The organism is Tepidisphaeraceae bacterium, assembly GCA_035998445.1.
GTDB lineage: Bacteria > Planctomycetota > Phycisphaerae > Tepidisphaerales > Tepidisphaeraceae > DASYHQ01.
Genome location: DASYHQ010000017.1, coordinates 147498 through 173850, shown reverse-complemented (window position 1 = coordinate 173850; position 26353 = coordinate 147498). Strand labels below are relative to the sequence as shown.

Below are 26353 nucleotides of genomic sequence, written 5' to 3'. Positions count from 1 at the left end.
GGTGGGGGACCAGGTGTGCGCGACGGCCGTGTCAACCCGACGGATGGGCAGGTCGTTCGTGCGGGGATGGTGATTGGGCGTGCGGCGGGGGCATCCATGCGCGTGGATGCCCCCGCCGCACGAGGGAACGGCGCGGGCGCGCGGGCGGATGCGCCGTGTTCCCGAGTGGATGCGCCGTTCGCTCGTGCGGATACGACATTTGCTCGTGCGAATGCGGCATTCGCACGAGCAAGTGTCCCGTTCGCACGGGGGAACGTCTCGTTCGCACGAGCAAGTATCCGGTTCGCACGGAGGAATGCTGCGGTCGCACGGATGCTCGTGGCGTTTTCAGGGGCGGGTGGGGGTTTTCGTGGCTTTTGGAGGAATGTGTTAAGCGGTCGAGGGCAACAAGTCGATCTTAAATCGACGCGCAGCCGTTCTACGGAAGGGTCTTTCACCGCATGACGAGTCGTTGCGGCCCGAGTGGGGGCGGGGTGGGCGTGAGGTCGGTTTCAGGTCGGCCGTGGCACGGGTTTGCAACCCGTGTCTTCTTAGTTCAACACGGGTTGAAAACCCGTGCTACCGCGAATCGGCCTGTCGGCAGTGCTCTGCGGGCCGCGGACGTGGCGGGGCATGTGTCGGGGTTCGTGGGACGAGAGGAGTGGAATTATGCGGGTGGTGCCGGAGAAGCAGGCGGAGCGGATCGAGTTCTACAGGCTTCGGTTGGCGGTGTGGCAGGAACACGCCGAGGCGCTTGGGCTGAGCGATGGTGAACTGGCGGACCTGACGGTGGCGGTCGAGGCGACCAAGGTGGCGTACCAGGCGGCGCAAGCGGCGCGGACCGCGGCACAGATGGCGACGCAGCGGCTGGCGACCGCCGACGAGGCGATGGCACGGATGGGGGCGGCGGCGGTGTCGAAGATCCGCGGCGCGGCGCGCCTCGGCGGCGACCACGTGTACGGCATGGCGCACCTGCCCGCGCCGGCGCAGGCCTCACCCATCGCGCCGCCCGGCACGCCGGAGCGGTTTACGGTCACGCTGACGGTCCTGGGGTGGGTCGAGTTGTCGTGGCAATGCAAGCAGCCGCGCGGGGCGGCGGGGACGATGTACCAGGTCTATCGCAGTTTGGGCGACGGCGCGCCATCGCAGTTCATCGGCACCGCCGGCAAGCGCAAGTTCGTCGACACCACCGTGCCTGCGGGCACGCCGAGCATGATGTACCGAGTGCGGGCGGTGCGCTCGCGGGCGGTCGGGTCGTGGGCGCAGTTCAACGTCCACTTCGGCACCGATGGCCCGATGCCGAAGACGATCATCCCGACCCGAGCCGTGTCGCAGTGGGCGGCGTGAGGGGTGAAAGTGACAGGGTGAGGGGGTGACACGGTGCGACGCCGCGACGGCCGGTCGATCCTCGTCCAGCCGGGTGCCACCGGCGGCTTGCCCGCCCGTGTCTTCGTCGCTCCGTCACCACCGGCCGTTCCCCATTGCCATGGCGAACATCAGGGCCAGCAGGATCCATCCGACCACCCATAGCAACCCCAGCATGATGCCGACGATGGCCCATCGCATGCCCGAGATTCGGCCACGGCTATAGTGGACTCGGGCGGCCGCAACAATGCCGACGGCCAACGCCGCGAGGCCCGCCGCGAACGAGTACATCTCGCTGCTTCCGCCGCCGGCGTTGAGTCGCGCGATCCCGATCAACCCGCAGAGCAGGTCGACGGCAACCGGATTGAGGATCGCGAGCAGCACCGAGAGGACGGCGAGAACGCTCGTCGGCCGAGCCTGTGACCGGTTGCGCAGACGCAGCGCGGAGTGGGCTGCGATAGCAGCGCCTGCGAGCAAGGCTGCATAACCATGCTCGCGCGCGAGGCTTCGCGCCGCCCGGGCCGGCTCCGGGTCGGTCGCAGCAGCGACGAGGAGCAGAACGAGGCACGTCCCGCCGAGTGCCGACACGGCGATCATCACCCAGCGTGGCACGGGCCGCCGGGCAGCGATGGCGGGAACTGAGGCATAGGTGACGGGCTGTTTGATCGATTTAGTCATTGCTCGCCGCGAAGCGCCCGAAGGGTGGGACGGCACCGACCGCGTCTTAGTGTCGCCTTTTCCCACGCAATGGAAAGCGCGACTGCCAGCTGATGCGGAGGAACAGCATGGCGATGGCGCCGAATAAGGACGCGACGACGATGGCCGTGACCGGCGCGGTGTGAAAGCCGTCCAGCGCCACCGCCCCGAAGTAGGCGAAGAGCGCCGTCGGCAGGATGTAGCGCAAGTGCCACCGCTGCGAGTACCACGGCACGCGGATGTAGCGGGGGTCAGGCATGGGATGCCACTCTAACTCTTAGGTGCTATCGCGTCGTCACCAATTCCACGCGGTGCCCATCCAAATCAGCAACCACGGCCCGGCGGCCCCACTCTGAATCTTTCGGGGCGGTCACGACGCGGGCGCCAGGGGTGGCGGCGAGTTTGGAGGTCGCGTCGTCGACGTCCGCAACGGTGAAGCCGATCCGCGCCGACGCCGAGACGGGTTGTTCGGCCGTGGCGGGGTAAAGTTCGAAGACGAAGCCGTCCGACTCGCTGGCGTAGTGCTGCGGGCCGGAACCGTGGGCGTGCTTGGTGAACGTCAGGCCCAGCAGCCCGTAGAACGCTGCGGAGCGGTCAATGTCGGACACGCGAAGGACGACGAGGTTCAGGCGAGGGTGGGGCATGCGACCTTCGGGTTAGGGGGAGTACAACGGGTGGCACAGGTAAGGACGCGGATGGTCTGCATCGGCTACTGCGGCTTCGGCGCGTTTCGCTTGGACATTTGGGCGGCGGTGAGGCGCCAGTGGCCGTCCTGAAGGACGAAGACGCAGGTGACGGCGAACCGGGCGTTGATCTCCAGGGGAAGTTGCTTGCCGTAGGTCATCTGGAGCGTGATCGGGCCCTGGACGACGCCGGCGGTGCCGAAGTCTTTCAGCGATGACATGGAGACCTGCAACGTGCGCATCGTGATGATGCCGTCGCGGAAGGCCTGCAACAGCGAGTCCTTGGTGCTCGCCTTTCCCTCGTGGTCGATCAGCAGAAAGTCGGCCGCGATCAACTCGTCGAGCGCCGCGACGTCGTTGGTCCGCAGGGCGTCGCCCAGTTGAGTATAGGCCGACGACAGGGACGGCTGCGACGTGGCGGCCGGCTGGGTCGCCGGTTCCGCGGCCGAGGTGGTGCCGATCGCGCAGATCGCCAACGCGACCGTGAGCAGCAGCACGCGACAAAGCGGAATCGGTGGACTCTTCGGTGGCATCAGGTGCGCCTTTCATGAAGCGGTCGATCGATTGGAACGTCAACCCGTCGATCTACGGGTTGGTTAGCGCACCACCTCGATCGACTTCACCGCGATCGGCCCGCCGGTGGCGGTGAGGCGGAAGGGCTTGCTGACGTCGCTGAAGTCGGCGCGGACCCGCGTGCGGAGTTTGCCGTCGACGTAGATGGCCATCTGGTCGGCGTCGACGGTCCACTCGATGTGGGTCCAGCGGCCCTGGGGCAGGGCGCCGGCGTCGGGCTTGTGCTTGCCGCTGGCGGGGCCGCCGTCGATGCGGAGTTCGGTGGGGCGCATGCCCCAGTTGAAGATGACCTCGTCGGCGGCGTAGCCGAGGCGCACCTCGTGGCCGTCGCTGCGCAGCACGATGCGGAACGCGCTGGGCGTGCGGTACTTGCCCTTGGTCTCCAGCGTGCCGCGGCGGTCGAGGCGCACGGCGCGGTTGGCGTCGTCGCCGTCGCGCGCGGGCAGGCCGGTCATCTTGCTCAGCACCTCGAAGGTCTTGCCGTTGCGCGGTTGCCACGCGGGGGCAGCGGCCGTGGGCGTGGGGTCGGCGTCAGTGTCGGCGTCGGAGCCGTCGTCGTTGATGGCGGGCGCGGGCTTCGCGGCGGTCGTGTTGACGCCGGTGGGGGTGGTTTCGGTGTCGGACGCGGTGAGGCTCGCCATGGCCTCGGGCGGCAGTTTGGTGCCGGCGGGCAGCATGACCAACCCCATGCCGTCGAGGTTCAGGCCCTGCATGCCGTACAGGCCGATGACGATCGCGCCCTTGCCGGCCAGTTCGGTGGTCTTGGCGCCGGCGTCGCTCTTGCCGAGCCACTTGCTCTGGTAGGTGTCGGTGGGGACGGCCGAGCCGTTGTCGTTCACGCGCATGAACGTGACGCGGACGGCGTTCAGGTACTGCACGCTGGTGGCGGTCAGGCCGGTAACGACGTACCCGGGCTTGGCGAGGAGCACGCTGCCCCCTTCGTCGGCGCTGCCGTCGTCCTCACCGGTGGCGTCGGGGCGTTCGTAGATGGGTTTCAGGATCTTCAGGCAGTTGCGCCCGCCGAACGTTGAGGGTTCATATCGGAAGCCGATGACGGGGCGGACATCGTCGTCAACGGTGGTGAAGGGGCTGCCGCCGACCGTGCCGACCATGGGGGTCTTGGTGGCGTCTACCGGTAGGCCGTCGGTGGAGGTCTGCAATTTCTCCATCCGCTCGGCATTGCGCTGCTCGTTGTCGGCCTTTGCCTTGGCGATGGCGGCAGCCTCGTCGGCCTTGATCTTCGCCACCTCGTCGGCGCTCAGCAGCTTGGCGGTGACGGTGACGGGGATGCTGGCGGTGACGTTCTTCTCGGTAAAGGTGATCGTGAGCTTGTAGTTCAGCGAACGCAGCAGGCCAGCGGCGGGGTCGAACTGAAAGGCGCCATCGCCGACCATCTGCAGCTTGGGCTTGCCGTCGACCTGATCGGTCGAGGTCAGGGTGAGCGCCCGCTGCACGGGCACCAGGCCGTCGGCCGTGGGGGCGCCGCGGGTGTAGTCGACCTTCTCACGGGCGGTTTGGTAGATCCGCTCGACCGGCGGCGGCTGGTCGAACGGGCCGCGCGGGAAGTGCGGGGGGCGGTTGTCCTGCTTGGGCTCGATCTTGTCGTACAGGTTCATGTCGCGCTCGGTCGACCAGTTGGCGCGGTCGTCGGCGGCCAGTTCCTCGAAGGGCAACTGCCAGGCGGGGCCGACCAGGTAGGGGAGGAAGTCGCCGTCGTTCAGGCGGTTGGTCTGCACGACCTTGCCGGTGGCATCGATCACCACCTGCGCCGCGGCCGGCTTCTGCTGGCCCCCGAACATCTCCGCCCACGATGGCGGCCCCATGCGCGGGCGACCGGTGCCGGCGGGGGGAATGACGTTGCCGTTGCCGTCCAGCTTGCGGAAGGTGGTGGTGTACGTGAGCGTGGTGCGCCCGCTGGGGGGGTCGGTGTTGACGATCGTGTACGCGATGCGCCCCTGCAGGTCCTCCACGCCACCGCCGGGCACCTCGGCCCGCACGCTTAGCTCGTACACCGGCTCCTTCGACGTGGCGAAGGTGTACCGCAGTGGTTCGGCGGCGTGAGCGACGGCGCTGGTCAGCAAAGTGGCGATCGCGATGACGAGCATGTACCCGCGCGACGAGAGAGCATGGCGTAACATCATGTGGTAAAAGCCCTTGCAGAAGACGGGTGATCGCAAAACCGGAACGGAACGGTCTGCGAACTGAGGTCGCGAGCGATGCTCGCGAGCAAGTCGTTATCGTAGCGTCTTGCTTATCGAGGTACAAACGGGTTCTGGAAGGGCTATCCGCTGCTTGAATGAATGATTTTCCACGTGATCTTCATCCACACCAAACCTTTGCCCGCCGCCGTCGTTGTATATTAAGCGGTAGCGGGATACGCTATTGCGCCTTTTCGTCAGTGATCCGTCGTCCGTTGTCCATGGTAAGGGCAGTTGGGAGCCGGTCTTAGCAGCTGACAACGGACAACCCACTACGGACCTTAGACCCATGAATTCTGTGCGAAACGATATCCGCAACGTCGCCATCATTGCCCACGTCGACCATGGCAAGACCACGCTCGTGGACGCCCTGCTGCGCCAAAGCGGCAACTTCCGCGAGAGCCAGGTGCAGGACACCATGCTCGACAGCAACCCGCTGGAACGCGAGCGCGGCATCACGATCCTGGCCAAGAACGTCGCGATCGACCATATCGATCCGGTGACGAAGGAACACATCAAGATCAACCTGATCGACACGCCCGGCCACGCGGACTTCGGTGGTGAGGTCGAGCGCGTACTGAGCATGGCCGATGGCGTGTTCCTGCTGGTGGATGCGGCGGAAGGCCCGATGCCGCAGACGCGCTTCGTGCTGAAGAAGGCGTTTCAGCACGAGCTGCGGCCGATCGTGGTCATCAACAAGATCGACCGCCAGGACGCGCGCCTCGACGGCGTGCTGAACGAGGTGTTCGATTTGTTCGTGGAGATGGGCGCCGACGACGAGACGCTCGACTTCCCGGTCATCTACGCCAGCGGCCGGGCGGGCATCGCCAGTTGGAAGGCGGATGAGAAGGGCACGAACATCCTGCCGATCTTCGAGGCGATCGTGAAGCACATCCCGGCGCCGCACGGCGACCCGGACAAGAGCCTGCAGGTGCGCGTCAGCAGCATTCAGTTCAACGAGTACGTCGGCCGTATCGGCGTCGGCCGCATCTACAACGGCAAGGTGAAGAGCGGTCAGCAGATCGCGCTGGTGAAGCGCGATGGGTCGACCACGAAGACGAAGATCACGCAGCTGCAGGTGTTCGACGGCTTCGGCCGTAAGAACGTCGACGAAGCGGCCGCGGGCGACATTGTCGGAATGATCGGCGTCGAAGCGATCGACATCGGCGACAGCATCTGCGACGTCGCCAACCCGCAACCCCTGGAAGCGACGGACATCGAGCCGCCGACGCTGACGATGGTCTTCCGCGTGAACGACAGCCCGTTCGCCGGCAAGGAAGGCAAGTTCGTCACCAGCCGCAACATCCGCGAGCGGTTGATGAAGGAACTGGAGAGCAACGTCGCGCTGAAGGTGGAAGAGACCGAGAACAAGGACTCGTTCCGCGTCAGTGGCCGCGGGTTGCTGCATTTGGGCATCCTGATCGAGAACATGCGGCGCGAGGGGTACGAGCTATCCATCAGCAAGCCGCAGGTCATCATGCACAAGGACAAGGAGACCGGCGAGATCACCGAGCCGTACGAGTACCTCGTCGTCGACGTGCCGGAAAAGAGCATGGGCAGCGTGATGGAACTGGTGGGCAACCGCAAGGGCGAACTGGTCCGCATGGACAACCGCCTGGGCCAGGTTCACCTGGAGTTCACGATTCCCGCCCGCGGGCTGATCGGCCTGCGTACCCGCATGCTGACGGCGACGCAGGGCCAGGCGATCATGCACCACAACTTCCACGAGTACGCCCCGCCCCGCGGCGACGTGCCCGGCCGGGCCAACGGTGTGATGGTCAGCATGACCGGCGGCGCCGTCAACGCGTTCGCGCTCAACAACCTTCAGGAGCGCGGCGTGATGTTCGTGAACCCGACCGATCCGGTCTACGAGGGCCAGATCGTCGCCGAAAACGCCCGCGACAACGACATGGCCGTCAACCCGACCACCGCCAAGAAGCTGACGAACATGCGCACGACGAGCAGCGATGAAAACATCATCCTGAAACCCGCCCGCGTGATGACGCTGGAACAGGCGCTGGAATACATTGAGGACGACGAACTCGTGGAAGCCACGCCCACCAGCATCCGGCTGCGTAAGGAAAAGCTGACCGAGAACGAACGCAAGAAGGCCGGCAAGAAGAAGGTCGAGATGACGGTGGACGCGTAAGCCTTGCGTCTGCTTCGGTAAGACAAACGAAAGGCCGCCAGCCAGGTGCTGGAGGCCTTTTTTTGCGCGATCGGCGATTGCCTTCTTGGTCCGCAATCATTTCCGGCCCTTCGCAACATTTACGCATCATTCCGGAGTCGATAGACTGACGGGGCACGTCGAACAGGGGAAATCATGCTTCAGTGCGGCAATTGCGAACGGGATATCGGTAATCTTGAGAAGTGTCACACCGTTGGTGAGCACGTCGTTTGTTCCGAGTGCCACTTGCTACTCGAGCTGTCGGCGACCGCCGCGGCAGCCACTACGACGCCGCGTGCGGTGGTGAAGAAGCAGAAGGACTACGGTCCCCTCATCGCCGTCGGGTTTGCCGCGCTGCTGATAGCGGGTGGCACGTATCTGCTCTGGCCCGAGAGGCAGACGCCCGCGCCCGCCCCCGTGGTGGCCGAGGCCGATCCGACGACTGTCAAGAATGACCTTGAACTGCAGTTTGCGGAACTGGTGGCGCAGGGTAACCGTCTCGCCACGACGTCGAAGTACTCCCCGGCGAAGCTTTGCTTTGAAAAGGCGATTGCGATGGGTCGCCGGTCCGATGCGACCGCGCCGATGAAGGCGAAGGTCGCGTCGCTCGAACTGGCCATCGCGCAGATCGACAAGCGAGTGGCGACTGCCCCTAAACCAACGGGCGGACCGGTCGATATGTTCGACCAATCGACAGGCAGCGGTAATAGCGAGGACGCGGTCAGCGAGCCGACGCCGGCCCCTGTCGCTGTGGCGAGCCCGTCCGAAACATCGGCTTCGCCCGTCGGGCCCGACGAGCCACTGGATTCGCCGTTTGACGGAATGGCTGCCGAGTTGGCCAAGTTAGCGCCGGCCGACGCTCCGCCGGTCGTGGATCTGGCGCCGGATGCGCCCGGCTTGGGCAGCCACCCCTGGCGCCTCGTGTCGGCCAACCGGTTCGAGGAAGCGCGCGTGCTGTTCCTGAAGAGCGGCGACCATCACGGCGTGGCCGTCAGCTTGTTCCTCGGTGGCGCCAATGATCGGGAGAAGGAAAAGGCTCACCCGTACATCGAGAAGGCGCTCCGTGAGGATCCGGACAATCCCACCATCGTGAACAACGCCGCCACGATATACCTGAAGAAGATCCCGATGCGATCGGTGAAGATCGTGCGCGATTACCTGAGCGACCCGAAGGCCCCGCTGTCCGAAGCGATGCAGAACACCTTGGGCGTCTGCCTGGCCCACGTCAACAGCGAAGACACGTGGTCCCCGTACTACCTGGAGTCGCTGGACTTCTATTTTGCCTACGACGAGCGGCTTGCAAGAGGCAGGACGCAGGCCCGTTGGGGTGCCGAGTGGATCGATAAGTCCACGGCCGAGCGGAAGTGGAACGCGGTGAAGAGCGCGCGTCTGGCACTGCGCGAGACCTCACGTCGGTTTTCGCGGGCAGGCTTAAGTGTCGCCGACGAGCAGCACAGGATGAACTCGGTGCACAGCGGCTTCCAGCTGAGCTCTGACCGGGAACGCCGCATCGCCCGGAGCCGTCTGCATGCCGCCGAGAAGGAACGAGTGGCCGCCCGTGCCGCGCGCGACGCAGCCGAGAACATCTTCGACGAAGTCGAGAAGCCACCGCTGCCGGAAGAGTTGCTGCTAAGGCTTCCCTAGATGGGGATCACGATGTTTCGGACGCTCTGAGGCTCTGGCGAGTGCCCAATGTTATGGCTGTGCCTTAGCCTCGCGAGCGTCGTCCTCGCTCTGCCGTTGCTGTTCCTGACGCTTCGAGTTCTCACCTCACGCTGGCGATTGCGACGACCGGAAGAGATCGAGCAACAGCGTGCCCGCGACGGGCAGTGCCGGCGATGCGGTTACGACCTGCGCGCCAGCGGTGGCCGCTGCCCGGAATGCGGCGAGAGCAGATATGCCTGACGTTCGCCGCGGGCATCCGGTCGTTCGTGGCAGTCTAAGGCACCTGGCTGACGTCCTTCATATCCGCGATGAACACCCGCCGCGCGCCGTCGACGTAGCCGTTGAAGGTGACGTAGCGCCACGATTTGTCCCACGCCGGGTGCGGGTCAACGCGTAGGGTGAAGTTGGGAGAGGGCTGGGCGGTGCTGAAGCGAACGAGGCAGCGTTCAGTGGCGGTCTCCAGGTCGATCCATCGCAGCGGCACGGTACCGTCGCCGAAGACCATGGGCTCGTTGGTGTAGGTGTCGGTCAGGATGTGACGCCCGTCGGGGTGCACGGTGGGGTGGCCGGAGCCGAGCAGGTCGGGCAGCATGGGGCGCAGGTCGGATCCATCGAGGCCGCAGCGCACGAGGCGCAGGCTGTTGTTGGGGCCAAGGCCAAGGTTCATCGACAGGTGCTGGCCGTCGGGAAAGAAGTTGATGTGGTGGCCGCCCTTGTCCCACTGGCGGGGCGGGACGGCCAAGCGGATATCGGTGCCGTCGGGGCGCAGCGTGAAGACGGCGAACCGCACGCCCTTCATGTGGACGTACTGCGATGCGCCGCTGTTGGGGAACCAGCGCAACGTGTAGATCAGGCGGTCGCCTTGCAGGTTCCACTTCGTGTGGAAGCCGTACAACTCAACCTTTTGCGGGTCGGGGATCTCCATCGCGTCGCCACCGGCGTCGACGAACTGCTTCAGGGTCGCCACGAGCTTGCGCTGGCCGGTGCGGGTGCTGGTGATCCACAGGCCCGCGTCGTCGCGCACGCCGACGTTGCGCGGCACGTGTTCGTCGGGCACCATCACGCCGTACCCGGATTGCGTGCGGCGCATCGATCGCATGTCGGACGATGCGATCCACTGGCCGTCCGGCGAGGCTTGATACACCGTTCCATCCAGACGCACCTTATCGCCCGTGTGCGGGTTCAGCCGCCAGGCGAACGGGGTCCACGTTTGTACGTCGACATCGTTGAACAGCAGTTCGTCGTCGCTGGCGCCCCAGTTGATGTTGGAGCCGAGCTGTGGCTCCCAGCCGCACGTTTCGGCGACGGTGCGGTCGGCGCCGGTCTGCAGGTCGATCACGCAGACGCGCGCGGTCTCGCCGGGCTCCGGCAACCGATCTTCGAACGGCAGCCGCAGGACGGCCAGGTATCTGCCCGACGGGCTGAGCGGGTTGGTGTCGAAGAAGCGGTGTATCGCGCCGCCTTGGTGGGGCGTTGCACACCAGACGGGCACGGCCGGGTCGAACGACGTGTAACGCGGGAACGTTGTCGACGGATTCATCCCGTGTATCCTCAGCGGCGAATTGTTCGCCGTCAACGAGGTACGGATGCCGGTTCCGCGTAGGGACGGCATTCGCACTGGTGACGGCGCGCTAGCGGAAGTTAACCCCATGGCCAAGCGTCCCCTGATCGGCATTACGGTCGACACGCACGACAAGCCCAACCAGTACGAGTCGCCATGCGGCTACTCGATAAGCGTCGAACGCGCCGGCGGGCTGCCGGTGCTGCTGCCGTACAAGGTCGACGTGTCGCTCGTGAGCGATTACGTCGACCTGTGCGACGGCATCATCCTGTCTGGCGGAAACGACATCGACCCAGCGATCTACGGCGACGCCCCGTACCACCCCAAGGCGGCCCCGATCGACCCGCTGCGCCAGCGGTTTGAGATGGCGCTGCTGGCCGAGGTCGAGCGCCGCCGCAAGCCCGTGCTGGGCATCTGCCTCGGCAGCCAAATGATGAACGTCTACCGCGGCGGCAGCCTGCACCAGCATCTGCCCGACATCGAACGTGAGAACGCTCTGGAGCATGGCAAGCTCGAAGAGGGCCGCTATCCACGGCACGACGTGAAGCTGATCGCCGACACGCTGCTGGCCCGCGAACTGGGCAAGACCGACGTGCTGGCCAACAGCAGTCATAAGCAGGCGGTGAAGACGCTCGGCCGCGGGCTGCGCGTGATCGCGACGTCGCTGGACGGCGTGATCGAGGGCGTGGAAGACCCGTCGTATCCGCTGTTCATGGGCGTCCAGTGGCACCCCGAACGCCTGAGCGACGAGGAAGACCACCTCAAGCTCTTCCGCCTGCTAAACCGGCGGGCGCAGGAATAGCGGGTCGCGGCAACGTGTAAATCGGCAACGCCTCTTCCCGTAGCATGGGCGTCTCGTCCGTGGCCGAAGCGGAAGAGGTTGCCAATGCCAAGGGACGCGTTGCTGAAGTGGGGCGGTCGCGCGTCCTGTTTCAATGGATGGGCGGGACGCCCATGCTACGGGAATATCGCCCTCCCGTGCCTCAAGATCTGCTCATAAATCGTCTGCCATTTTCCCCGCTCCACCCTCGCGTTCGTTGGAATATCTTGCTTGCAGGAACACCGCCAACCTTGGCGTTACGCCGGCAAGGAGATCCAGATGAAGCGCGCCCTCCATACCTGTTTCGCGATGGCCTTCGTGGTCACGCTCGGCCTGTCCACCGTCGGTTGTGAAACCAGCGGCAGCGGTAGCGAACGCACCACCGAGGAAAAGACCAAACCCATGATGCCCGAACAACGCCAGGGCACCATCACCGAACTCAGCAATCCGATGTAACGGCACGCCCCGTACACACTAACCCGCACGCCCGGCCTTGCCGCTGAAGTGGCGAGGCCGGGCGTGTGGCGCGTTGGGTCGCTTCGCGACGTTCCGGCCATTCGCCATCCGGACCCGCGCTTACACCAGCGTCACCATTACGGTGGCGATGTTGTTGGTGAGATCCACATCGGTCACGCCGTCCGGCGGCGTCACGCGGAGGACGAACTTGTACGTGCCCGGCGCCAGCGCTTTAGCGAATGCCGTGGACACGCCATACGTCCGCGTTGCCGATGGTTTGAGCGACACCGCCGTCGTTCCGATCGGACCCGCCACGCCAACTTCATCGAACGGCCCGACCTCCCATACCGTCAGGTCCACCGTTCCATGGAACTTGGCGGGCACGTTGCCCAAATTGGTTAAGCCAAACGCAAACCGCCCACCCCGGCGCATCGTGGTGGTGCCGGGGGTAACGGATAGATCCAGCACAGGTTGTGCATAGGTCGCGATTGGTCCCGATTGAACGTTGTTTGCCTCGTTGCGATCTGCGAACGCGTCGCCACCGTCGATCTTGGCCAGCAGCGTGTAGTTGCCTTCGACCAACCCGCTCGGCAGCACGAAGCGCGCCGTCAGCTTTCCGCCCTTACCGGGCTTCAGCGACACGTTGCGCGCCACCGTTGCCACGACGGTGTCACCTGCGTCCACCGTGCCGTTAGTCGACAGGTAGAAGGTGACGTTGACGGGGCCGCGGTGCAGTTGGTCGCCGTTGTTCACGTACGACAGCGATGCGCTCGCACGTTCGCCTCCCATGAAGAGGTCAGGCAACTTCGCCGCGAACTTCGTCGCGACCAGGTCGTGCTCCGCCGGCGGCGTGGGCCACGCCGCGCCGCGATAGCTGGCGACGACTGGCGCGGTGCGGCGAATCATACGGGCGTTGTCGGCGAAGGAGTCGCCGAGAGGTACACCTGCGTGGGTGAGGTCTGGGTTAGAGAATCGCACCACGCGTTCGGCCGGTGCCAGGTGATTCGTGGACATCAGGTCCATGTACGACACGCCGTTCACGCCGGTGAACCGGTAGCCGAGCGCATATGGGGACGTCGGCGAACGCTCTGCTTTTGCCTCGTGACCGGCGCCCAGCAGGTGACCGATCTCATGGGCGGCAATGATTTCGACCTCGTCGCCCATAACGACCGCTGCGAGACCTTGTTCCGGTCGGTCGCGATAAGTGTACGCAAGGCCCAGCACGGGTGTGCGGACCTTGCCACTTGTCAGGAACAGCACGATATCCGCGCCGAGCCGATCGCGTTCGGCATGGACGGCCGAGAACGTGCGGTCGCGGGGATTGGACAACCGTCGCATCTCCTTGCTCAGGTCACCACTGAACGTGTGATTGACCTGCGCCACACCAACAATTCGAACCACGACGTTGGTCTGGCTCTCTAGGAATGCGACATTTATTGTCTGAGCAAGGGACGTGAGCCATTGCTCGTTGCCATCGTCGGATTTGGTCCTCATGATTCCGGCGGCCATGGTGTCAGCGGCGACGAGTAAATCGATGACGACGGGATTGGCCGGTGACGAATATAACTCGTACTGATCGCTATTGAGGCCTAACCCGTTATGAACTTTGCCCGGCGGCGTCGACCACCCAGGGCGATGCTCGACCCGAATGATGCGCGAGTGATGGCCGGTGCGAAAACTAAACTTGGAGAGTTCGTCCGTGAACGCTGCGGGCTCGAACGGATCGTACTGACCGTTGTCGTTCCAGTCGTCGTAGACCCGCACGTTCGGCACCAACATTTGTTCGGACCCGTAGGGACCGGCGACTGCGTTGTAGACGTAACCGCTGACCTGCGGCAGAAGGTAGGAGTCCGATGGCAGGATGTCGATGAGAAACGTCGACGTGAACTCGTTAGCCGCTTCCTGTCCAGCGGCGTCTCGAACTGCCCCCTTGCCGACCTTTACTGTATATCGCCCGTTGTCACTGGGATCCCAGAATCCCCCTGGTGCATCAATGATGATGGTGGCTTTGGCATTCCGATGGTCGAAGGTGAGGTCCTCGTACCGATGGACAAGTGCCGTTCCATCGGGTGCGGTGACGGATATGTGACTGGTATCCAGCCACCCTTGGGCAAGGTCCGTGTCATCACTCGCGGCAAGTTTAATGCGTTGCACCCCGCGACCCGGCGACGACCTTGCCAACGAGGAGACGTCCGTTATGACGGGCCGGCGCAGCGTGTCGACAACCGGTACCTCGATCGATTCGCTGGTTAGCAATTCGCTACACGTGACGGTCAGCGTGTACGAGCCCGGTGCTGCGAAGTCAACGTCGAACGTCCACACGCCAGCATCGTCCGCGGAGAAGGTGTGGGTGATCGGGGGTTGCGCGATGCGGTCTCGTTCTACTGTAACGGAAGCCGTGCCGCGAAAGGTGGGGTCGAGCACACCTTTGGGGTCGACCGCGCGCACGGTGACGGAGTTCGGTCCGTAAGCCGCCGCCTGTGAGATCGGTGCGAAGGCCGGTCGCGCGACGATTGGCGCCAAGTGCAATCCGGTCCGCCACACCGATAGAAGGTGAGTGCCGTTCGACGTCAGCAAGATTGACGCGTTGGGGACATCACCTACCGATAGCAACCCGCTGCTTGCGAGCAGGCCGCTGGGTTCGATCACGTAGCGCAGCGTGTCGTCCGACGTGTTCTGAACGAGGAACCGGTCGTCCACTTTGTAGAAGATCGACGACCCATCAGCGCTAAAGCCTCCGGCTACCCCATTAAAGCCCACGGGTTTTGTCGTCCCGGTCGAGCGGTCGTATAAGCCATTGGAGCCGATGCTCACTGCGCTCCCGTTGCCATTGAGCCAATGGATCCAAGCATATCCTTCGGAAACCAGCGGCTCAGCAGTGCCGGTTGCGACGTCGTATATGTCCCTTTGGCCGAGCAGCAGGGTGCTATGGTCGTGGGAGCGGACGATGGCTTCAGCGCCATATAAAGTTGGGGTGAAGATCTGTTCGTATTCTGCCCCGTCAGCCGACGGGGCCCATAACGCGTATGCTCTGTTCGCGGACCGGCCATAGACGAGCGGTCCAACATCCGTGGCGACGACGGCGCTGGCATCGGCACCAGCCGGGGGCCGGGCAAGGATTCGTTGACCACCACTCTCCGTTTCCAACGCCCATAGCACGTCGTCGACCGTTAGCGCGTACAGCGTTTGGCCATTCTCAGAGACATCGATGCTCGAGATGTTCGTGCTGAGGTGGTGCTCGCTGACCACGGTGGTCAAATCGTCGAGTGACAAGCCGGTGATTGCTGAACCGGACCCGTAGTAGGCGACGTTTGCGACGGGATCGTAGACGGCAAAGTCGATTTCGGCACGCAAGAACGTGCCGGACAGTAGTTGGCGTTTCTCCAGCGACTCGATCCAGACCTTGGTTCTCTTTTTGAACGACAAATCTTCCCCTTAATACAACTGCGGGTTCGGCCGCAAATGGGCCTCTCGACTCTGCGTACGGCACGAACATTAACAGATTCGTCCTAGACGGGAAGGGAAAACGGTCTCGGCCATACTGGCCGCGGGGCTTGACCAATGTGTTGGCCCCGCTTTGTTGCCTATAATTCCCCCAGACGTCATGGACGACCGCATCGAACGACTTTCCGCCAAGGCTAAGGAATTGCCGAAGGCGCCCGGCGTGTACCTGATGAAGGACGCGAAGGGGCGCGTCATTTATGTGGGCAAGTCGTCGTCGTTGCGCGATCGGGTGGGGAGTTATTTTCAGCCGTCGACCAAGATCGAACAGCGCAAGGCGGGGTTGCTGACCGAGGTGGTCGAGTTTGAGATCATCCAGACCGATTCGGAGGTCGAGGCGCTGCTGGCGGAGAATCGGCTGATCAAGGACATCCAGCCGAAGTACAACGCGTCGCTGCGGGATGATAAGTCGTTTCCTTATCTGATGATCACCACGGGCGACGACTTTCCCGGCGTCTTCATCACGCGGCAGCCGATGAGCAGGGGCGTGAAGCTGTACGGGCCGTTCACCAGCGTTTACGCGCTGAAGGAAGCGGTCACGCTGTTGCAGAAGGCGTTCAAGTTCCGCACGTGTCATCTCGAGATCAACGACGGTGACGACAAGCGGCGGTTCTTTCGGCCGTGCCTGCTGTATCCCATCAAACAATGCACGGCCCCGTGCGCGGCCAAGATCAGCAAAGAGGCGTATCGCGAGGACATCCAACGGCTTATCCGCTTTTTGGACGGTGATAAGAAGTCGGTCATCGCGGCGCTCGAGCGCGACATGATCGAGGCCAGCAAGGACATGAAGTTCGAGCGGGCCGCCAAGCTGCGCGACGAGATTAAAGCGTTGCATGCGCTGGGCGCACGGGCGAAGAAGGGCGAGCAGGAGTTCTGGCAGCCGGAGAGTTTTGCGTCCAACCCGCGCGAAGGGCTCGCGGCGCTGCAGGAAGCGCTGCAGCTGCCGGAACCGCCACGCATTTTGGAGGCGATCGACATCGCGCATTTGCAGGGGGGCGAGATGGTCGGCAGCAAGGTCTGCTTTATCGATGGCTCGCCGTTTAAAGACGGGTATCGGCGATACAAGATCTCGCACGGGCAGGGGAACAACGACTACCTCAGCATCCAGGAAGTCGTCAGCCGGCGATATCGCGAGGCGGGGAACAACCAGGAACTGTACCCGGACGTCATCTTAATCGACGGCGGCCTGGGTCAGCTGCACGCGGCGCTGGACGTGTTCAAAAGCATGGACGTGAAGCCGCCGATGGTGATCTCGCTGGCCAAGAAGGAAGAGCTAGTCTACGTGCAGGCCAAGGGCGAGCCGCTGAAGCTGCCTCGGAACCATTTGGGGCTGAAGCTGCTGCAGTACATTCGCGACGAGGCGCATCGGTTCGCGCAGCACTACCACCACATCCTGCGGCGCAAAGCGCAATTGGAAGAGGACGTGAAGGGTGGCCGGCGGCCCCCCGCACGGCGCAGCGGCACCACGGGCAAGCCAAAGACGCCGCGCGAGCGTAAGGTCGAGTACGATAACAGTATCCTGAAGGCGCCGGCGGCGGGGGAGAACCCGCACACCACGATCGCCAGCCTGCCGATCCTGCACCCACCCACGCCGGATGACGCGGCGGTCGACGAGCACGAACTGCTGGATCCGGAGGACGCCGCTGCCAGTGGCGATCCGCTGCATGGTGATCCGGAGATTCAGACGGTCGATGAGTCACCACTGGCTGCCGAGGGCCGCCCCGAGCGGTCGCCGGAGGAGTAGACGCTTTGCGCGTCCGATAACGCAGGTCACATTGTCGCGATTTTTTTTCGGCTCATTCAATCGTAGATCCTTCTTGCACGAGCACCGTGCGCCAGAAGGAGCAAATGCGAGATGAGTGACAACACGAACAAGAGCGGCATGTACGAGGTCGACGCGGTCGGTGACGAACGTCGGCGGATGCCGCGGGCGAAGTACGAGGTGGCGGCCACGCTTGTGGGGACGGGCGTGGATGGGCAGGAGTTCACGCTCTACACGCGCGACGTGAACGCCGGCGGCTCGGGCTTCGTCTCACCGACCGATCTACAGGACATCGAGGCGGCCACGATCCGCATTCCCGCGCCCGACGGTGGCGTGCGGCACGTCCGCTGCCATGTGCGCCGGACGCGCGAGATCGGTGAGGGGTGGGTCGAGGGTTACGTCGAGTTCGAGGAACCGACGTCCGTCTTCTCGACCAAGCGCATCAATGCGGCCCATGCTACGCAGCCAAAAGGGCCGGTCTTCGCCGGGATATAGTTGAATCCGACCCGCCACTGCGCCGCGGCGGGTCCGGAGCATCAGCGGGTGAACAAGGGGGGTACGCTAAACCGATAATCGGTAATCGTTGCGGCGGCTGCGTATCATGGATGAGCTCGCAAACGGTGATTGCTATTTTTGAGCGCTAGTTCAACACCGCCAGTGAATCTCACATAAGCCCTTTGATAAGGAGCAATTCTGATAGCTGGCCTCGGTTGCGCATGGATTTATGGGCTGTGCGATTCTTCGTTCGCCAATCGCGATACAACCCGTATAATCCGCACGTGCCGCTCGTGGGTGAACGGCAGGAACCATCTGCGCAGGTGTAGTAAATTCAACGCTCATCGAAGCCGATAACGTATCACAGGGGGACCTGCGTGCTCCCTGGGAGAGAGTCTGTCAGTGTTGAAGAAAACGTCTTATCGTCGCGTGGCGGTCATCATCGTCGTCGTCGCGGTAGTGGGGATTGTCAGCTGGCAATCGTTGAAGGGGCGGGGGCTCCGGCATCGCTACCTGGGCCACCTCTTCACGCTGCACCCTTGGGTCCGTTCGACGCGCCCGGCAATGCTGCAGGACAACGTCGACCCCGCCACGTTCATCGCTGCGGACGTTGGTCTGCCCAACACCGGGCACGGCGTCGACGACCGCACTCTCTCTGACGCCACGGTTCTGTTATATCGCACCGTGGACCGCCAACCGGTGCAGGCATTGCGCAACACGACCGGTGGTGGTGATGCGATCGTGCTCCAGCCGATCGAGGCGCTGGACCCCCAGACCGAATATACCTTCGAGGTGACGCCGAACGTGCGCGATACGAGCGGCGTCTCGTTCCGACCGTACAAGACCACCTTCGTTACCGGTCAGGACCGGGCGATGGTCAACTTCCCCGGCGGATTTGAGAAGATACCCCAACCGACGACGGTCGGCATGCCGGTAATCAACCTCGTGATCGGCCCGGACAAGCGATTGTACGGCACCACCGTTGACGGGCGAATCGTGCGCTATGACATCGGGCCTGGCGGCACGCTCGGCACGCCGACGGTCATCTCGTCGATCCAGCGCGCCAATTGGGGCCCGCGCATGGTGCCGGGCATCGCTTTTGACCCTGCCAGCACGCCCGACAACCTCATCGCCTGGGTCACGCATAGCGAGTTCAGTTTCGACAAGGGCGCCGATTGGACGGGTAAGCTCTCGCGGTTGTCCGGCGCGAACCTCGAGCATTATCAGGACTACGTGATCAACCTGCCGCGCAGCAGGCGCGACCACATCACCGCTGCACCGATCGTCGGTCCCGATGGCGCGATCTTTTTCTGCCAGCCCAGCAATACCGCTATGGGTGCCCCCGACCAAGCGTGGGGCAAGCGCAGCGAACACCTGATGACGGCTGCCATCCTGCGGTTGGACGTCTCGAAGATCACGAAATTGCCGCTGGACGCCAAGACCGACGAGGGCGGCACCTACGACCCCTTTGCGCCCAGTGCGCCGCTGACGATCTACGCCACCGGCATCCGTAATGCGCTGACCTTGTTCACGCATTCGAACGGCTCGCTATACGCGCCGTCCAACGGATCGGCCGCAGGTGGCAGCACGCCCGGTTACGATGGCGGCACGATCAGCGGTCTGCGGATCGACGCGCAAATGGGCCCGTACAACCCCGGCGTCATCCCCCCGCTGGAAGGTGTGCTGCAGACGCAGAACGACTTCCTGTACCGCATCGTTCGCGGTGGGTACTACGGGCACCCGAACCCGCACCGCAACGAGTTCGTGTTAAACGGTGGCAATCCGACGCGGGACAGCGATGTGGCCGAGGTGCACGAATATCCGGTCGGCGTGCAGCCGGACCGGAACTTCCGCGGCTTCGCGTACGACTTCGACAAGAACGCCTCGCCGAACGGCATCATCGAGTACAAGAGCGACACGTTCGGTGGCGCGCTGAAGGGCAAGCTGCTGCTCACACGCTACAGCGGCGGCAAGGACATCGTCGTCTTAACACCACGCCCCGACGGTTCGATCGCCGAGGATGTGAAGGGCATCGTGGGCTTTACGCAATTGAACAGCCCGCTGGGTTTGGTGGAGGACCTGCCCACCGGCAACCTGTACGTCTCCGAATTCGGCAACCAGCGGATCTCGCTGCTGCGCCCGCTGCCCAAGGGCTCACACGTGGTGCCGAGCGAGCGGCAACTGCTGTTCCACGCGCTGACCGCCGGCAGTCCGACGCCGCCGCGGCGCCTGTCTTTGCGCAACGCCGGTACTGAACCACTGGTAATGCGCCCGGCGGGCTTCAAGATCACCGGGCCTGACGCCGCGATGTTCAAGATCCTCAACGCGCCCGGTGCCGACGTCAGCGTGGGGCAGTTCCGCCCGTACGACCTGTTGATCGGGTTCGACGTGAGCCGCGACAGCGCAGAGGGCGTGAAGTCAGCGGTGCTGACGATCGAGTCGAACGACCCGACCACCCCGGTGCTGTCGATCGAGCTGCGCGGGCTGGTGACGACCGGATCAACGGCCGACGATGAGCCGTCGCTGCATCGTATCCTCGAATTGCACGAGTTGTCGGTGGACGTCGGAGATCCTGCCCCCGAGGTGGCCGATCTGCCGGTGGTGCTGGCGTCCGAGGACGAGGTGAACGCGCAGCTGTTCGAGAAGGTTCTGCCCGACCCGGTGACGATCGAGCCACTGGCTTGCTTCGGCCCGACCGCGTCGCCGGTGCTGTCCATGTCGTGGTACGATCCGCAGCGGCTCGATCAGCGAGGTGGGGATCGTGTGCCGCTCTTCACGGTTGAGGCGACGTCGAATAAGAGCGTCGAACCAAGCCTGAACGGCGAGTCGGCGTTCGATCCAGGTGACGGTGCATTCGGTCTGGCCACGGGCTGGCCGGCGCTGGGGAATCGCGTCGTCTACAGCCAGGACGTCCGCAACACGTTCCAGGCCGACCCGAGCCAGCGCCGCGGCTTCCGCTTCTACCGACTGAAACAGGCCGACGGCAAAACCATCCCCAATGCCTACGTCTTCGCGATCGAAGCGATCGTGGACTCGGTGGACCAACAGGACTTCGTGGGCATCATCCGCAACGTGCGCCCGATCACCAAAAAGTAGGCCCGGCACCGGGTGGAAACGAAGGCCCACCAAGGGCTTGCCACGTCAGTGGCAAGCAAGTTCCACCGCCCCTACATCCCCAACTCAACCGCAACGCGCAGCACTTCGGCGACGCTCCACGCCTGCGCGAAGCAACCGTCCGGGCGGTGCGGCTCTTGGGCCTCGTAGATCTCGCTGATCTGCCCGATGCACGCGGTGTTGCCCATCCCATCAATCAACGGCGACAACCACTGCCGGGCCTGATCGATCGCCTCTGGCGACCGGTCGTTCACGCGCAGGTACGCCTCCAGAAACGCCCCCAGTGGCCAGGGCCAGATCGTGCCGTTGTGGTACGCGGCGTCGCGCTGGTTCTGCGGGCCGGTGTACCGAGACTTGAACTGGGGATCTTCCACCGACAACGTGCGCAACCCGAACGGCGTCAACAGTTCTCGCTGCACCACCGCCACCACGGCCGCCTGCTGTTCGGGAGATAGGGGGCTATTGGCCAGGCTGACGGCGAAGATCTGGTTCGGCCGGATCGACTCGTCGCGCCGCTCGCCGTCCACCACGTCGGCCAGGCCCTTATCGGCGCCGAGCCAGAACGCTCTGACGAAGCTGTCGCGCACGCGGTCGGCGACGTCGTCGCGGCCCATGAGGCGCAGCGCGTGGTACCAGAGGGCGTTGATCTCCACCGGCTTGCCCTGGCGCGGCGTGAACGCCGTGTCGCCGCATTTGGCGTCCATCCACGTCAGCTGCGTGCTTGCGTCGCCTTGCGTGATCAGCGCGTCAGATTCGTCCATGCGGATGCCGAACCGCGTGCCGCGCGAGTAGCCGTCGATGATCTGCTCGCACGCCCCTCGGAGCGTCTTCGTGAACGCCTTCTTGTCGCCCGATAGGCGCAGGTACTCGAAGCAGGCGTGGACGAACCAGAGGCTGGCGTCGACCGTGTTGTACTCCGGCGCGTTCGTGTAGTCGTCGAACCGATTGGGGATCATCCCTTCACTGACGTAGCTCGCGAACACGCCCAGCACCTGCCGCGCCTGTTCGAAGCGGCCGGTGGACAGCAGCAGGCCCGGCAGCGAGATCATCGTGTCGCGCCCCCAGTCGGCGAACCACGGGTAGCCGGCGATGATCGTCGTGCCCTCGCCGCCCTTGGGTGGCGTGCGCGCAACGATGAAGTCGGCGGCGGCGTGCGTGAGCTGCACGATCGTCTTCGATGGCTCAGAGGCGGCCGGCTTCTGCACGGCCTTTGCGTACGCATCCACGCGCGTCTGCAGCTCGGCGTCCCAGTCGATCGTGGGCTTGCCGTCGATCGACGACACGAGTGTCACCGACGTATTGTCGCCAATGAAGTGAAACTGAAACCGGCCGGGCGTGAATAGGTCCTCGACGCTGTCGAGGCCGCGCGCGGCTTCGTGCTGATAGGCGTGGGCGTACCACCAGTCGGGCTTGGCAATGAATTCACCAGTGCTGGCGTGGACGGCGACGGTCTGGTTCGACGCGTCGTCGCGCACGCTCACGCCGTGCCCCGAGCGCTCAGTGGTGAACGCCGCCCATGCGCGGCGCTGGCCGTGGAAGTCGCGCATGCTGACGAACGGCAGCACCTGCATCTCGACCGACCGCAAGCGCTGCAGGTTCACCGTGTACCGGACCGCGGCGACATTCTGGCGCCACAGCAGCATCAGTTCCTTGGTGATCTTGGCGCCGGGGACCTCATATTCCCATTTGGCGGTGTGGCCGAGCGAGAATCGCCGCAGGTTGCGCTCGCCGCGCGGGTGATAGTCGGCCCCGAACTGATTGATGGACAGATCGTGCATTTCGCCACTGATCGTGACGATCTCGGCGACCCGGTTCAGCAGCATGACGCGGCCGACCGGTGGCAGCGTGGCCGCGCACAACAGGCCGTGGTACTTACGCGTGTTGCACGCCACAACGGTGCCCGCGGCGTACGTGCCCAGCCCATTGGTCAACAACCACTCCTGCGTCAGATGCGGCTGTAGGTTGCCATTCGTTTCGATCGAGTAAAGCGACATGGTTCAGAGTGTAGGGGCAGCGGCGCGGCAGGGCGAGGGGAGGGGGAAGGCGGAATTGAAGCAAAGCGCAGCGGGCCTCCGGTCCCCTCTCCCGGTACTCCGGGAGAGGAGCCGGAAACAACATCGCGGCTTCTCGCTTCCGCAATCCCCTCACTGCTTCACGCTGCTCCACAGCTTCTGCTCGACCGTCTGAAATTCCGTGAACGTCTGATCGAGCCGTTCGATGAGCTTCTCGACCTGTTCGGGCTTGGCATCAGGATCGTCCAACAGATCGCGCAGCGACACGGCGGCGTCGCTGAGGTCACCGGCGCCGTCCGCGAACTGGCGGGCGGCGTCGTAAAGGTTCAGATTGGCCATCTCACCCGGGCCCGGCTTGTACAACAGCCGCCACGGGCTGCGGCGGATCTCGGCGGTGGCGGCCTTCAGGTTGTCGCCGGTGGTCTTCAATGACGCGGCCAAGTCGTCGATCTTCCCGCGGTTGCGCACGAGCAGGCCGCGCGCCGAACCGGTGAGGTCCTTCGTGTTCGCCAGCGCCGCCTGCAGGTCGGTAACGGCCGACTGCGCGCGGTCGATCGTCCCGTTCGCGGTGGCGGCGAACGCGTCAACCTTGTCCAGGATCGCGGGCACCTTGTCCTTGGCGCTGCCGGTCACGCTCGACAGGTTCGACATGGTCGACCGGAAGTCGCCCTTCGTGTCGCCGGCGATGTCGCGAATGTTGGCCAGCGCGTCGGTGCCGGTGTCGGCCAAGGCATCGTACTTCTCGACGGCGGGGTCGATTTTCGCATCTACGTGCTTCAGCAGCGCCGTCGCCGCCGGGCCGGTGTCGGCAAAGCCATCGACGGCGGTGTTCACCTTCGGCAGCGTCTGCGTGCGCACGTCGGTCAACGCGCCCTTCAACTCCGGCCCGATCTCGCCCACCGCAGCGAACAGCTGACTGAATGCACTCGGTCGACCGACCAGCGATTCACCACTGGCGAGCGCTTCTCCCGCGCCGAGACTGTCGATGTTCAGCCACGTGTTGCCGGTGAGCGTGCTCTGGATGCCGATGCGCGCGTCGCGCTTCAGCGCGAACCGCTGCGGCGCGGTGAAGGAGACCACAACCTTTGGTTCCGTTGCGCCGTCGAACTCGATGCTGCGCACCACGCCGACCGATACGCCGCCCAGCCGCACCGCGTCACCGACCGCCAGGCCGCTGACGTCGTCGCTCAGGTTGAAGCTGACCGTGTGCAGGTTCGCCGGCGTGAAGAGCGTGCCGACGCCCTTGATACCCACGATCACCCCGAGGATCAGCAGCACGCTGACCACGATGAACAAACCGGCCCGGAGGTTGTTGCGTTGCTTATCCATAGGTACATCCACTGATCCGCAGAATTACGAAACGCCAAGGTCGCCAAGAGCCCCAAGGGAAGGAGGAGAAAAACGAGAATCGAAAATGGAGGAGAGTCGCGGTCGACCGACCGGCGCTCCCGTTGACTCCTATTCGTTTTCCCATCCTCTATCTCCGCTTCCTCTTCGCTTGACGTTCATGGCGTCCTTGGCGGTTCCAACTCCTGCTTTGCTACTTCACTCTGCCCCAAGCAAATCCAGCTCATACTCACCCCCGCGACGCCGATCGGTGAGGGGGCCTTCGGTCAGGCCGTCGATGAACTGCCGTACGAGCGGGTCGGTGCTGGCGCGCATTTCCTGGGGCGTGCCGCTGACGATGAATTTCCCGCGGTCCAGCAGCACCATGCGGTCGGCGATGCGGAAGGCGCTGTCCATCTCGTGCGTCACCACGACGCTGGTGACGCCCAGCTTGTTCTTCAGGTCGTTGATCAACACGTCGATCTCGCTGCTGGTAACCGGGTCCAGCCCTGCGCTGGGCTCGTCGTAAAACAAAATCTGAGGGTCGAGCGCGATTGCCCGTGCCAGGCCGGCACGCTTCTTCATGCCGCCCGACAGTTCCGAGGGCATCTTGCGGGCATGTTCGCGCAGGCCCACCTGTTCCAGCTTGATCTTCACGATAATGTCGATCGTCTCCGGCGGCAGGTCCGTGTGCTCGCGCAGCGGCAGGGCAACGTTCTCGGCGACCGTCATGCTGTTGAAAAGCGCGCCGCTTTGAAACAGCACGCCGATCGACTTGCGATACCCCGACAATTGCTCGGCGTCCATCCCGCAGATGTTCTTCCCAAACCCGATGATCGCGCCGCCATCGGTGCGCTCGTTGCCGATCATCGTGCGCAGCAGCGTCGACTTGCCCGACCCCGACCCACCCATGATGACCAGCGTCTCGCCGCGCAACACGTCGAGCCGGATTCCATCGAGGATCGTGCGCTCGCCGAACCGCTTGGTGACGTCCTGAACTTGGATGAGGGCTTCTGCCATTTGCGATTTTCGATTGCCGATTTGCCATTGATCGTCTTGCCCTTCAATCGCAAATCAAAAATCGGCAATTCCTTTACCATCCCATGGCGTAAAAGACGCTGGTGAACATCAGGTCGACGATGATGAGCGCGACGATCGTGTAGACGACGGTGCGGGTGGTCGCCACGCCTACGCCCTGGGCGCCACCGCGAACGCTCAGGCCGAGATAGCAGGCGAGGGCGCTGATCAGCACACCGAACACGCCAGCCTTCACGAGGCCGGTTAGAAAATCCATCAGGCGAACCGCGTCGAACGTGCGCTGTACATATTGGCCACCATCCAACCCCAGCAGCGAGGTCGCCACAACGAGGCCGCCGATCACGCCCATCAGATCGCCAACGACGGCGACGCAGACCATCATGCAGGTGGTCGCCAGCACGCGGGGCAGCACCAGGAATCGAGCGGGGGGGATCGCCAGCGCCTCAAGCGCTTCAATTTCTTCTGAGACCACCATCGTCCCTAGTTCCGCGGCGATGCTGGCGCCGGCGAAGCCGGTCAGCACGATGGCGCTTACCAGCGGGCCGAGTTCCCGAAACGTCGCGATCGAGATCAGGTCCGCCACCCGGCGAACCTCGCCGTAGTCGGCCAAGACGGGGGCCATCTGCAGCGCCAGGATGGCGCCGATGCAGAACAACACGAGGCTGACGATCGGCACGCTCATCACGCCGACGCGCACCATCTGCGTCCACAGGTTCTCCCAACCCGCCGACCGCGTGCGCTTGTCGATCAGACCCTGCCGCGCGACGCCTAGCGTGTCCAGCAGCAGATAGCCCAGACCGCCGATGAACTCGAGCACGCCGATCGTAAAGGCGCCAAGGGCGGAGATGGGGCGGAGGAAGTCCATGGTATATAGGCCGTAACGCGTTCAGCAACCGTGATCTGGCTCCTCTCCCGCATGCTTTGGGAGAGGATGGGTGAGGG

General features: G+C 64.1%; 19 protein-coding genes. 8 read left to right on the top strand and 11 right to left on the bottom strand.

The window, feature by feature from the left end; genetic code table 11:
• Positions 1-648: 648 nt before the first annotated feature.
• Positions 649-1326 carry a fibronectin type III domain-containing protein gene (locus VGN72_06185; protein HEV7298937.1) on the top strand — a complete coding sequence of 226 codons (678 nt, stop codon included), beginning with the start codon at positions 649-651 and terminating at the stop codon, positions 1324-1326.
• Between the two features lie 114 nt (positions 1327-1440).
• Here VGN72_06185 and VGN72_06180 read toward each other — a convergent pair whose 3' ends face one another.
• The 5 genes from VGN72_06180 to VGN72_06160 form a co-directional block, all read right to left on the bottom strand.
• Positions 1441-2022: a hypothetical protein gene (locus VGN72_06180; protein HEV7298936.1), complete on the bottom strand. Its 582-nt coding sequence runs from the start codon at positions 2020-2022 to the stop codon at positions 1441-1443.
• Positions 2023-2068: 46 nt separating this feature from the next.
• On the bottom strand, positions 2069-2299 hold the full coding sequence (locus tag VGN72_06175) for a hypothetical protein (protein HEV7298935.1): 231 nt from the start codon (positions 2297-2299) through the stop codon (positions 2069-2071).
• Positions 2300-2324: 25 nt separating this feature from the next.
• Positions 2325-2684, bottom strand: coding sequence for a VOC family protein (locus tag VGN72_06170; protein HEV7298934.1), 360 nt, complete (start codon positions 2682-2684; stop codon positions 2325-2327).
• 65 nt (positions 2685-2749) lie between these two features.
• Complete coding sequence (locus VGN72_06165) at positions 2750-3256, bottom strand: nuclear transport factor 2 family protein (GenBank protein ID HEV7298933.1); 507 nt, start codon at positions 3254-3256, stop codon at positions 2750-2752.
• Positions 3257-3319: 63 nt separating this feature from the next.
• The gene (locus VGN72_06160; protein HEV7298932.1) at positions 3320-5437 is read right to left on the bottom strand and encodes a hypothetical protein; all 2118 of its coding nucleotides are present in this window, start codon (positions 5435-5437) and stop codon (positions 3320-3322) included.
• 346 nt (positions 5438-5783) lie between these two features.
• Here VGN72_06160 and typA point away from each other — a divergent pair, with 346 nt between their 5' ends.
• Both typA and VGN72_06150 read left to right on the top strand, forming a co-directional pair.
• Positions 5784-7643 (top strand): translational GTPase TypA, encoded by a 1860-nt coding sequence (gene typA, locus VGN72_06155; GenBank protein ID HEV7298931.1) that lies wholly within the window; start codon positions 5784-5786, stop codon positions 7641-7643.
• A 264-nt stretch (positions 7644-7907) separates the two neighbouring features.
• Positions 7908-9305: a hypothetical protein gene (locus tag VGN72_06150; protein ID HEV7298930.1), complete on the top strand. Its 1398-nt coding sequence runs from the start codon at positions 7908-7910 to the stop codon at positions 9303-9305.
• Between the two features lie 295 nt (positions 9306-9600).
• On the opposite strand, the gene VGN72_06145 is transcribed toward VGN72_06150, so the two are convergent.
• Positions 9601-10866, bottom strand: a complete 1266-nt coding sequence (locus VGN72_06145; GenBank protein HEV7298929.1) for a hypothetical protein — start codon at positions 10864-10866, stop codon at positions 9601-9603.
• 109 nt (positions 10867-10975) lie between these two features.
• Here VGN72_06145 and VGN72_06140 point away from each other — a divergent pair, with 109 nt between their 5' ends.
• Together VGN72_06140 and VGN72_06135 are read left to right on the top strand one after the other, a co-directional pair.
• A complete protein-coding gene (locus VGN72_06140) occupies positions 10976-11689 on the top strand; it encodes a gamma-glutamyl-gamma-aminobutyrate hydrolase family protein (GenBank protein ID HEV7298928.1) in 714 nt (237 codons plus the stop codon).
• Between the two features lie 297 nt (positions 11690-11986).
• Positions 11987-12163: a hypothetical protein gene (locus VGN72_06135; protein HEV7298927.1), complete on the top strand. Its 177-nt coding sequence runs from the start codon at positions 11987-11989 to the stop codon at positions 12161-12163.
• 120 nt (positions 12164-12283) lie between these two features.
• Here VGN72_06135 and VGN72_06130 read toward each other — a convergent pair whose 3' ends face one another.
• Entirely contained in the window at positions 12284-15589 is a 3306-nt protein-coding gene (locus tag VGN72_06130; protein ID HEV7298926.1) for a M12 family metallo-peptidase, read from the bottom strand.
• Between the two features lie 178 nt (positions 15590-15767).
• Between VGN72_06130 and VGN72_06125 the strand changes: the two genes are divergently transcribed.
• The 3 genes from VGN72_06125 (at position 15768) to VGN72_06115 (ending at position 21017) form a co-directional block, all read left to right on the top strand.
• Positions 15768-17408: an excinuclease ABC subunit UvrC gene (locus VGN72_06125; GenBank protein HEV7298925.1), complete on the top strand. Its 1641-nt coding sequence runs from the start codon at positions 15768-15770 to the stop codon at positions 17406-17408.
• 111 nt (positions 17409-17519) lie between these two features.
• The gene (locus VGN72_06120) at positions 17520-17921 is read left to right on the top strand and encodes a PilZ domain-containing protein (protein ID HEV7298924.1); all 402 of its coding nucleotides are present in this window, start codon (positions 17520-17522) and stop codon (positions 17919-17921) included.
• Positions 17922-18323: 402 nt separating this feature from the next.
• Positions 18324-21017: an Ig-like domain-containing protein gene (locus VGN72_06115; protein ID HEV7298923.1), complete on the top strand. Its 2694-nt coding sequence runs from the start codon at positions 18324-18326 to the stop codon at positions 21015-21017.
• A 71-nt stretch (positions 21018-21088) separates the two neighbouring features.
• Here VGN72_06115 and VGN72_06110 read toward each other — a convergent pair whose 3' ends face one another.
• From VGN72_06110 to VGN72_06095, 4 genes are all read right to left on the bottom strand, one after another.
• Entirely contained in the window at positions 21089-23029 is a 1941-nt protein-coding gene (locus tag VGN72_06110) for an amylo-alpha-1,6-glucosidase (GenBank protein ID HEV7298922.1), read from the bottom strand.
• A gap of 150 nt (positions 23030-23179) precedes the next feature.
• Positions 23180-24376, bottom strand: coding sequence for an MlaD family protein (locus tag VGN72_06105; GenBank protein ID HEV7298921.1), 1197 nt, complete (start codon positions 24374-24376; stop codon positions 23180-23182).
• Positions 24377-24592: 216 nt separating this feature from the next.
• Positions 24593-25393, bottom strand: coding sequence for an ABC transporter ATP-binding protein (locus tag VGN72_06100; GenBank protein ID HEV7298920.1), 801 nt, complete (start codon positions 25391-25393; stop codon positions 24593-24595).
• A 73-nt stretch (positions 25394-25466) separates the two neighbouring features.
• Positions 25467-26276 (bottom strand): ABC transporter permease, encoded by an 810-nt coding sequence (locus VGN72_06095; GenBank protein HEV7298919.1) that lies wholly within the window; start codon positions 26274-26276, stop codon positions 25467-25469.
• Positions 26277-26353: the final 77 nt, after the last annotated feature.

Bases quoted from the DNA above. Each gene is read 5' to 3' on its own strand.
- VGN72_06165 (HEV7298933.1), bottom strand. From the start codon at position 3,256: ATGCCACCGAAGAGTCCACCGATTCCGCTTTGTCGCGTGCTGCTGCTC.
- VGN72_06105 (HEV7298921.1), bottom strand. From the start codon at position 24,376: ATGGATAAGCAACGCAACAACCTCCGGGCCGGTTTGTTCATCGTGGTC.
- VGN72_06120 (HEV7298924.1), top strand. From the start codon at position 17,520: ATGAGTGACAACACGAACAAGAGCGGCATGTACGAGGTCGACGCGGTC.
- VGN72_06125 (HEV7298925.1), top strand. From the start codon at position 15,768: ATGGACGACCGCATCGAACGACTTTCCGCCAAGGCTAAGGAATTGCCG.
- VGN72_06170 (HEV7298934.1), bottom strand. From the start codon at position 2,684: ATGCCCCACCCTCGCCTGAACCTCGTCGTCCTTCGCGTGTCCGACATT.
- VGN72_06185 (HEV7298937.1), top strand. From the start codon at position 649: ATGCGGGTGGTGCCGGAGAAGCAGGCGGAGCGGATCGAGTTCTACAGG.
- VGN72_06095 (HEV7298919.1), bottom strand. From the start codon at position 26,276: ATGGACTTCCTCCGCCCCATCTCCGCCCTTGGCGCCTTTACGATCGGC.
- VGN72_06100 (HEV7298920.1), bottom strand. From the start codon at position 25,393: ATGGCAGAAGCCCTCATCCAAGTTCAGGACGTCACCAAGCGGTTCGGC.
- VGN72_06175 (HEV7298935.1), bottom strand. From the start codon at position 2,299: ATGCCTGACCCCCGCTACATCCGCGTGCCGTGGTACTCGCAGCGGTGG.
- VGN72_06135 (HEV7298927.1), top strand. From the start codon at position 11,987: ATGAAGCGCGCCCTCCATACCTGTTTCGCGATGGCCTTCGTGGTCACG.
- VGN72_06160 (HEV7298932.1), bottom strand. From the start codon at position 5,437: ATGATGTTACGCCATGCTCTCTCGTCGCGCGGGTACATGCTCGTCATC.
- VGN72_06180 (HEV7298936.1), bottom strand. From the start codon at position 2,022: ATGACTAAATCGATCAAACAGCCCGTCACCTATGCCTCAGTTCCCGCC.
- VGN72_06110 (HEV7298922.1), bottom strand. From the start codon at position 23,029: ATGTCGCTTTACTCGATCGAAACGAATGGCAACCTACAGCCGCATCTG.
- VGN72_06145 (HEV7298929.1), bottom strand. From the start codon at position 10,866: ATGAATCCGTCGACAACGTTCCCGCGTTACACGTCGTTCGACCCGGCC.
- VGN72_06140 (HEV7298928.1), top strand. From the start codon at position 10,976: ATGGCCAAGCGTCCCCTGATCGGCATTACGGTCGACACGCACGACAAG.
- typA (HEV7298931.1), top strand. From the start codon at position 5,784: ATGAATTCTGTGCGAAACGATATCCGCAACGTCGCCATCATTGCCCAC.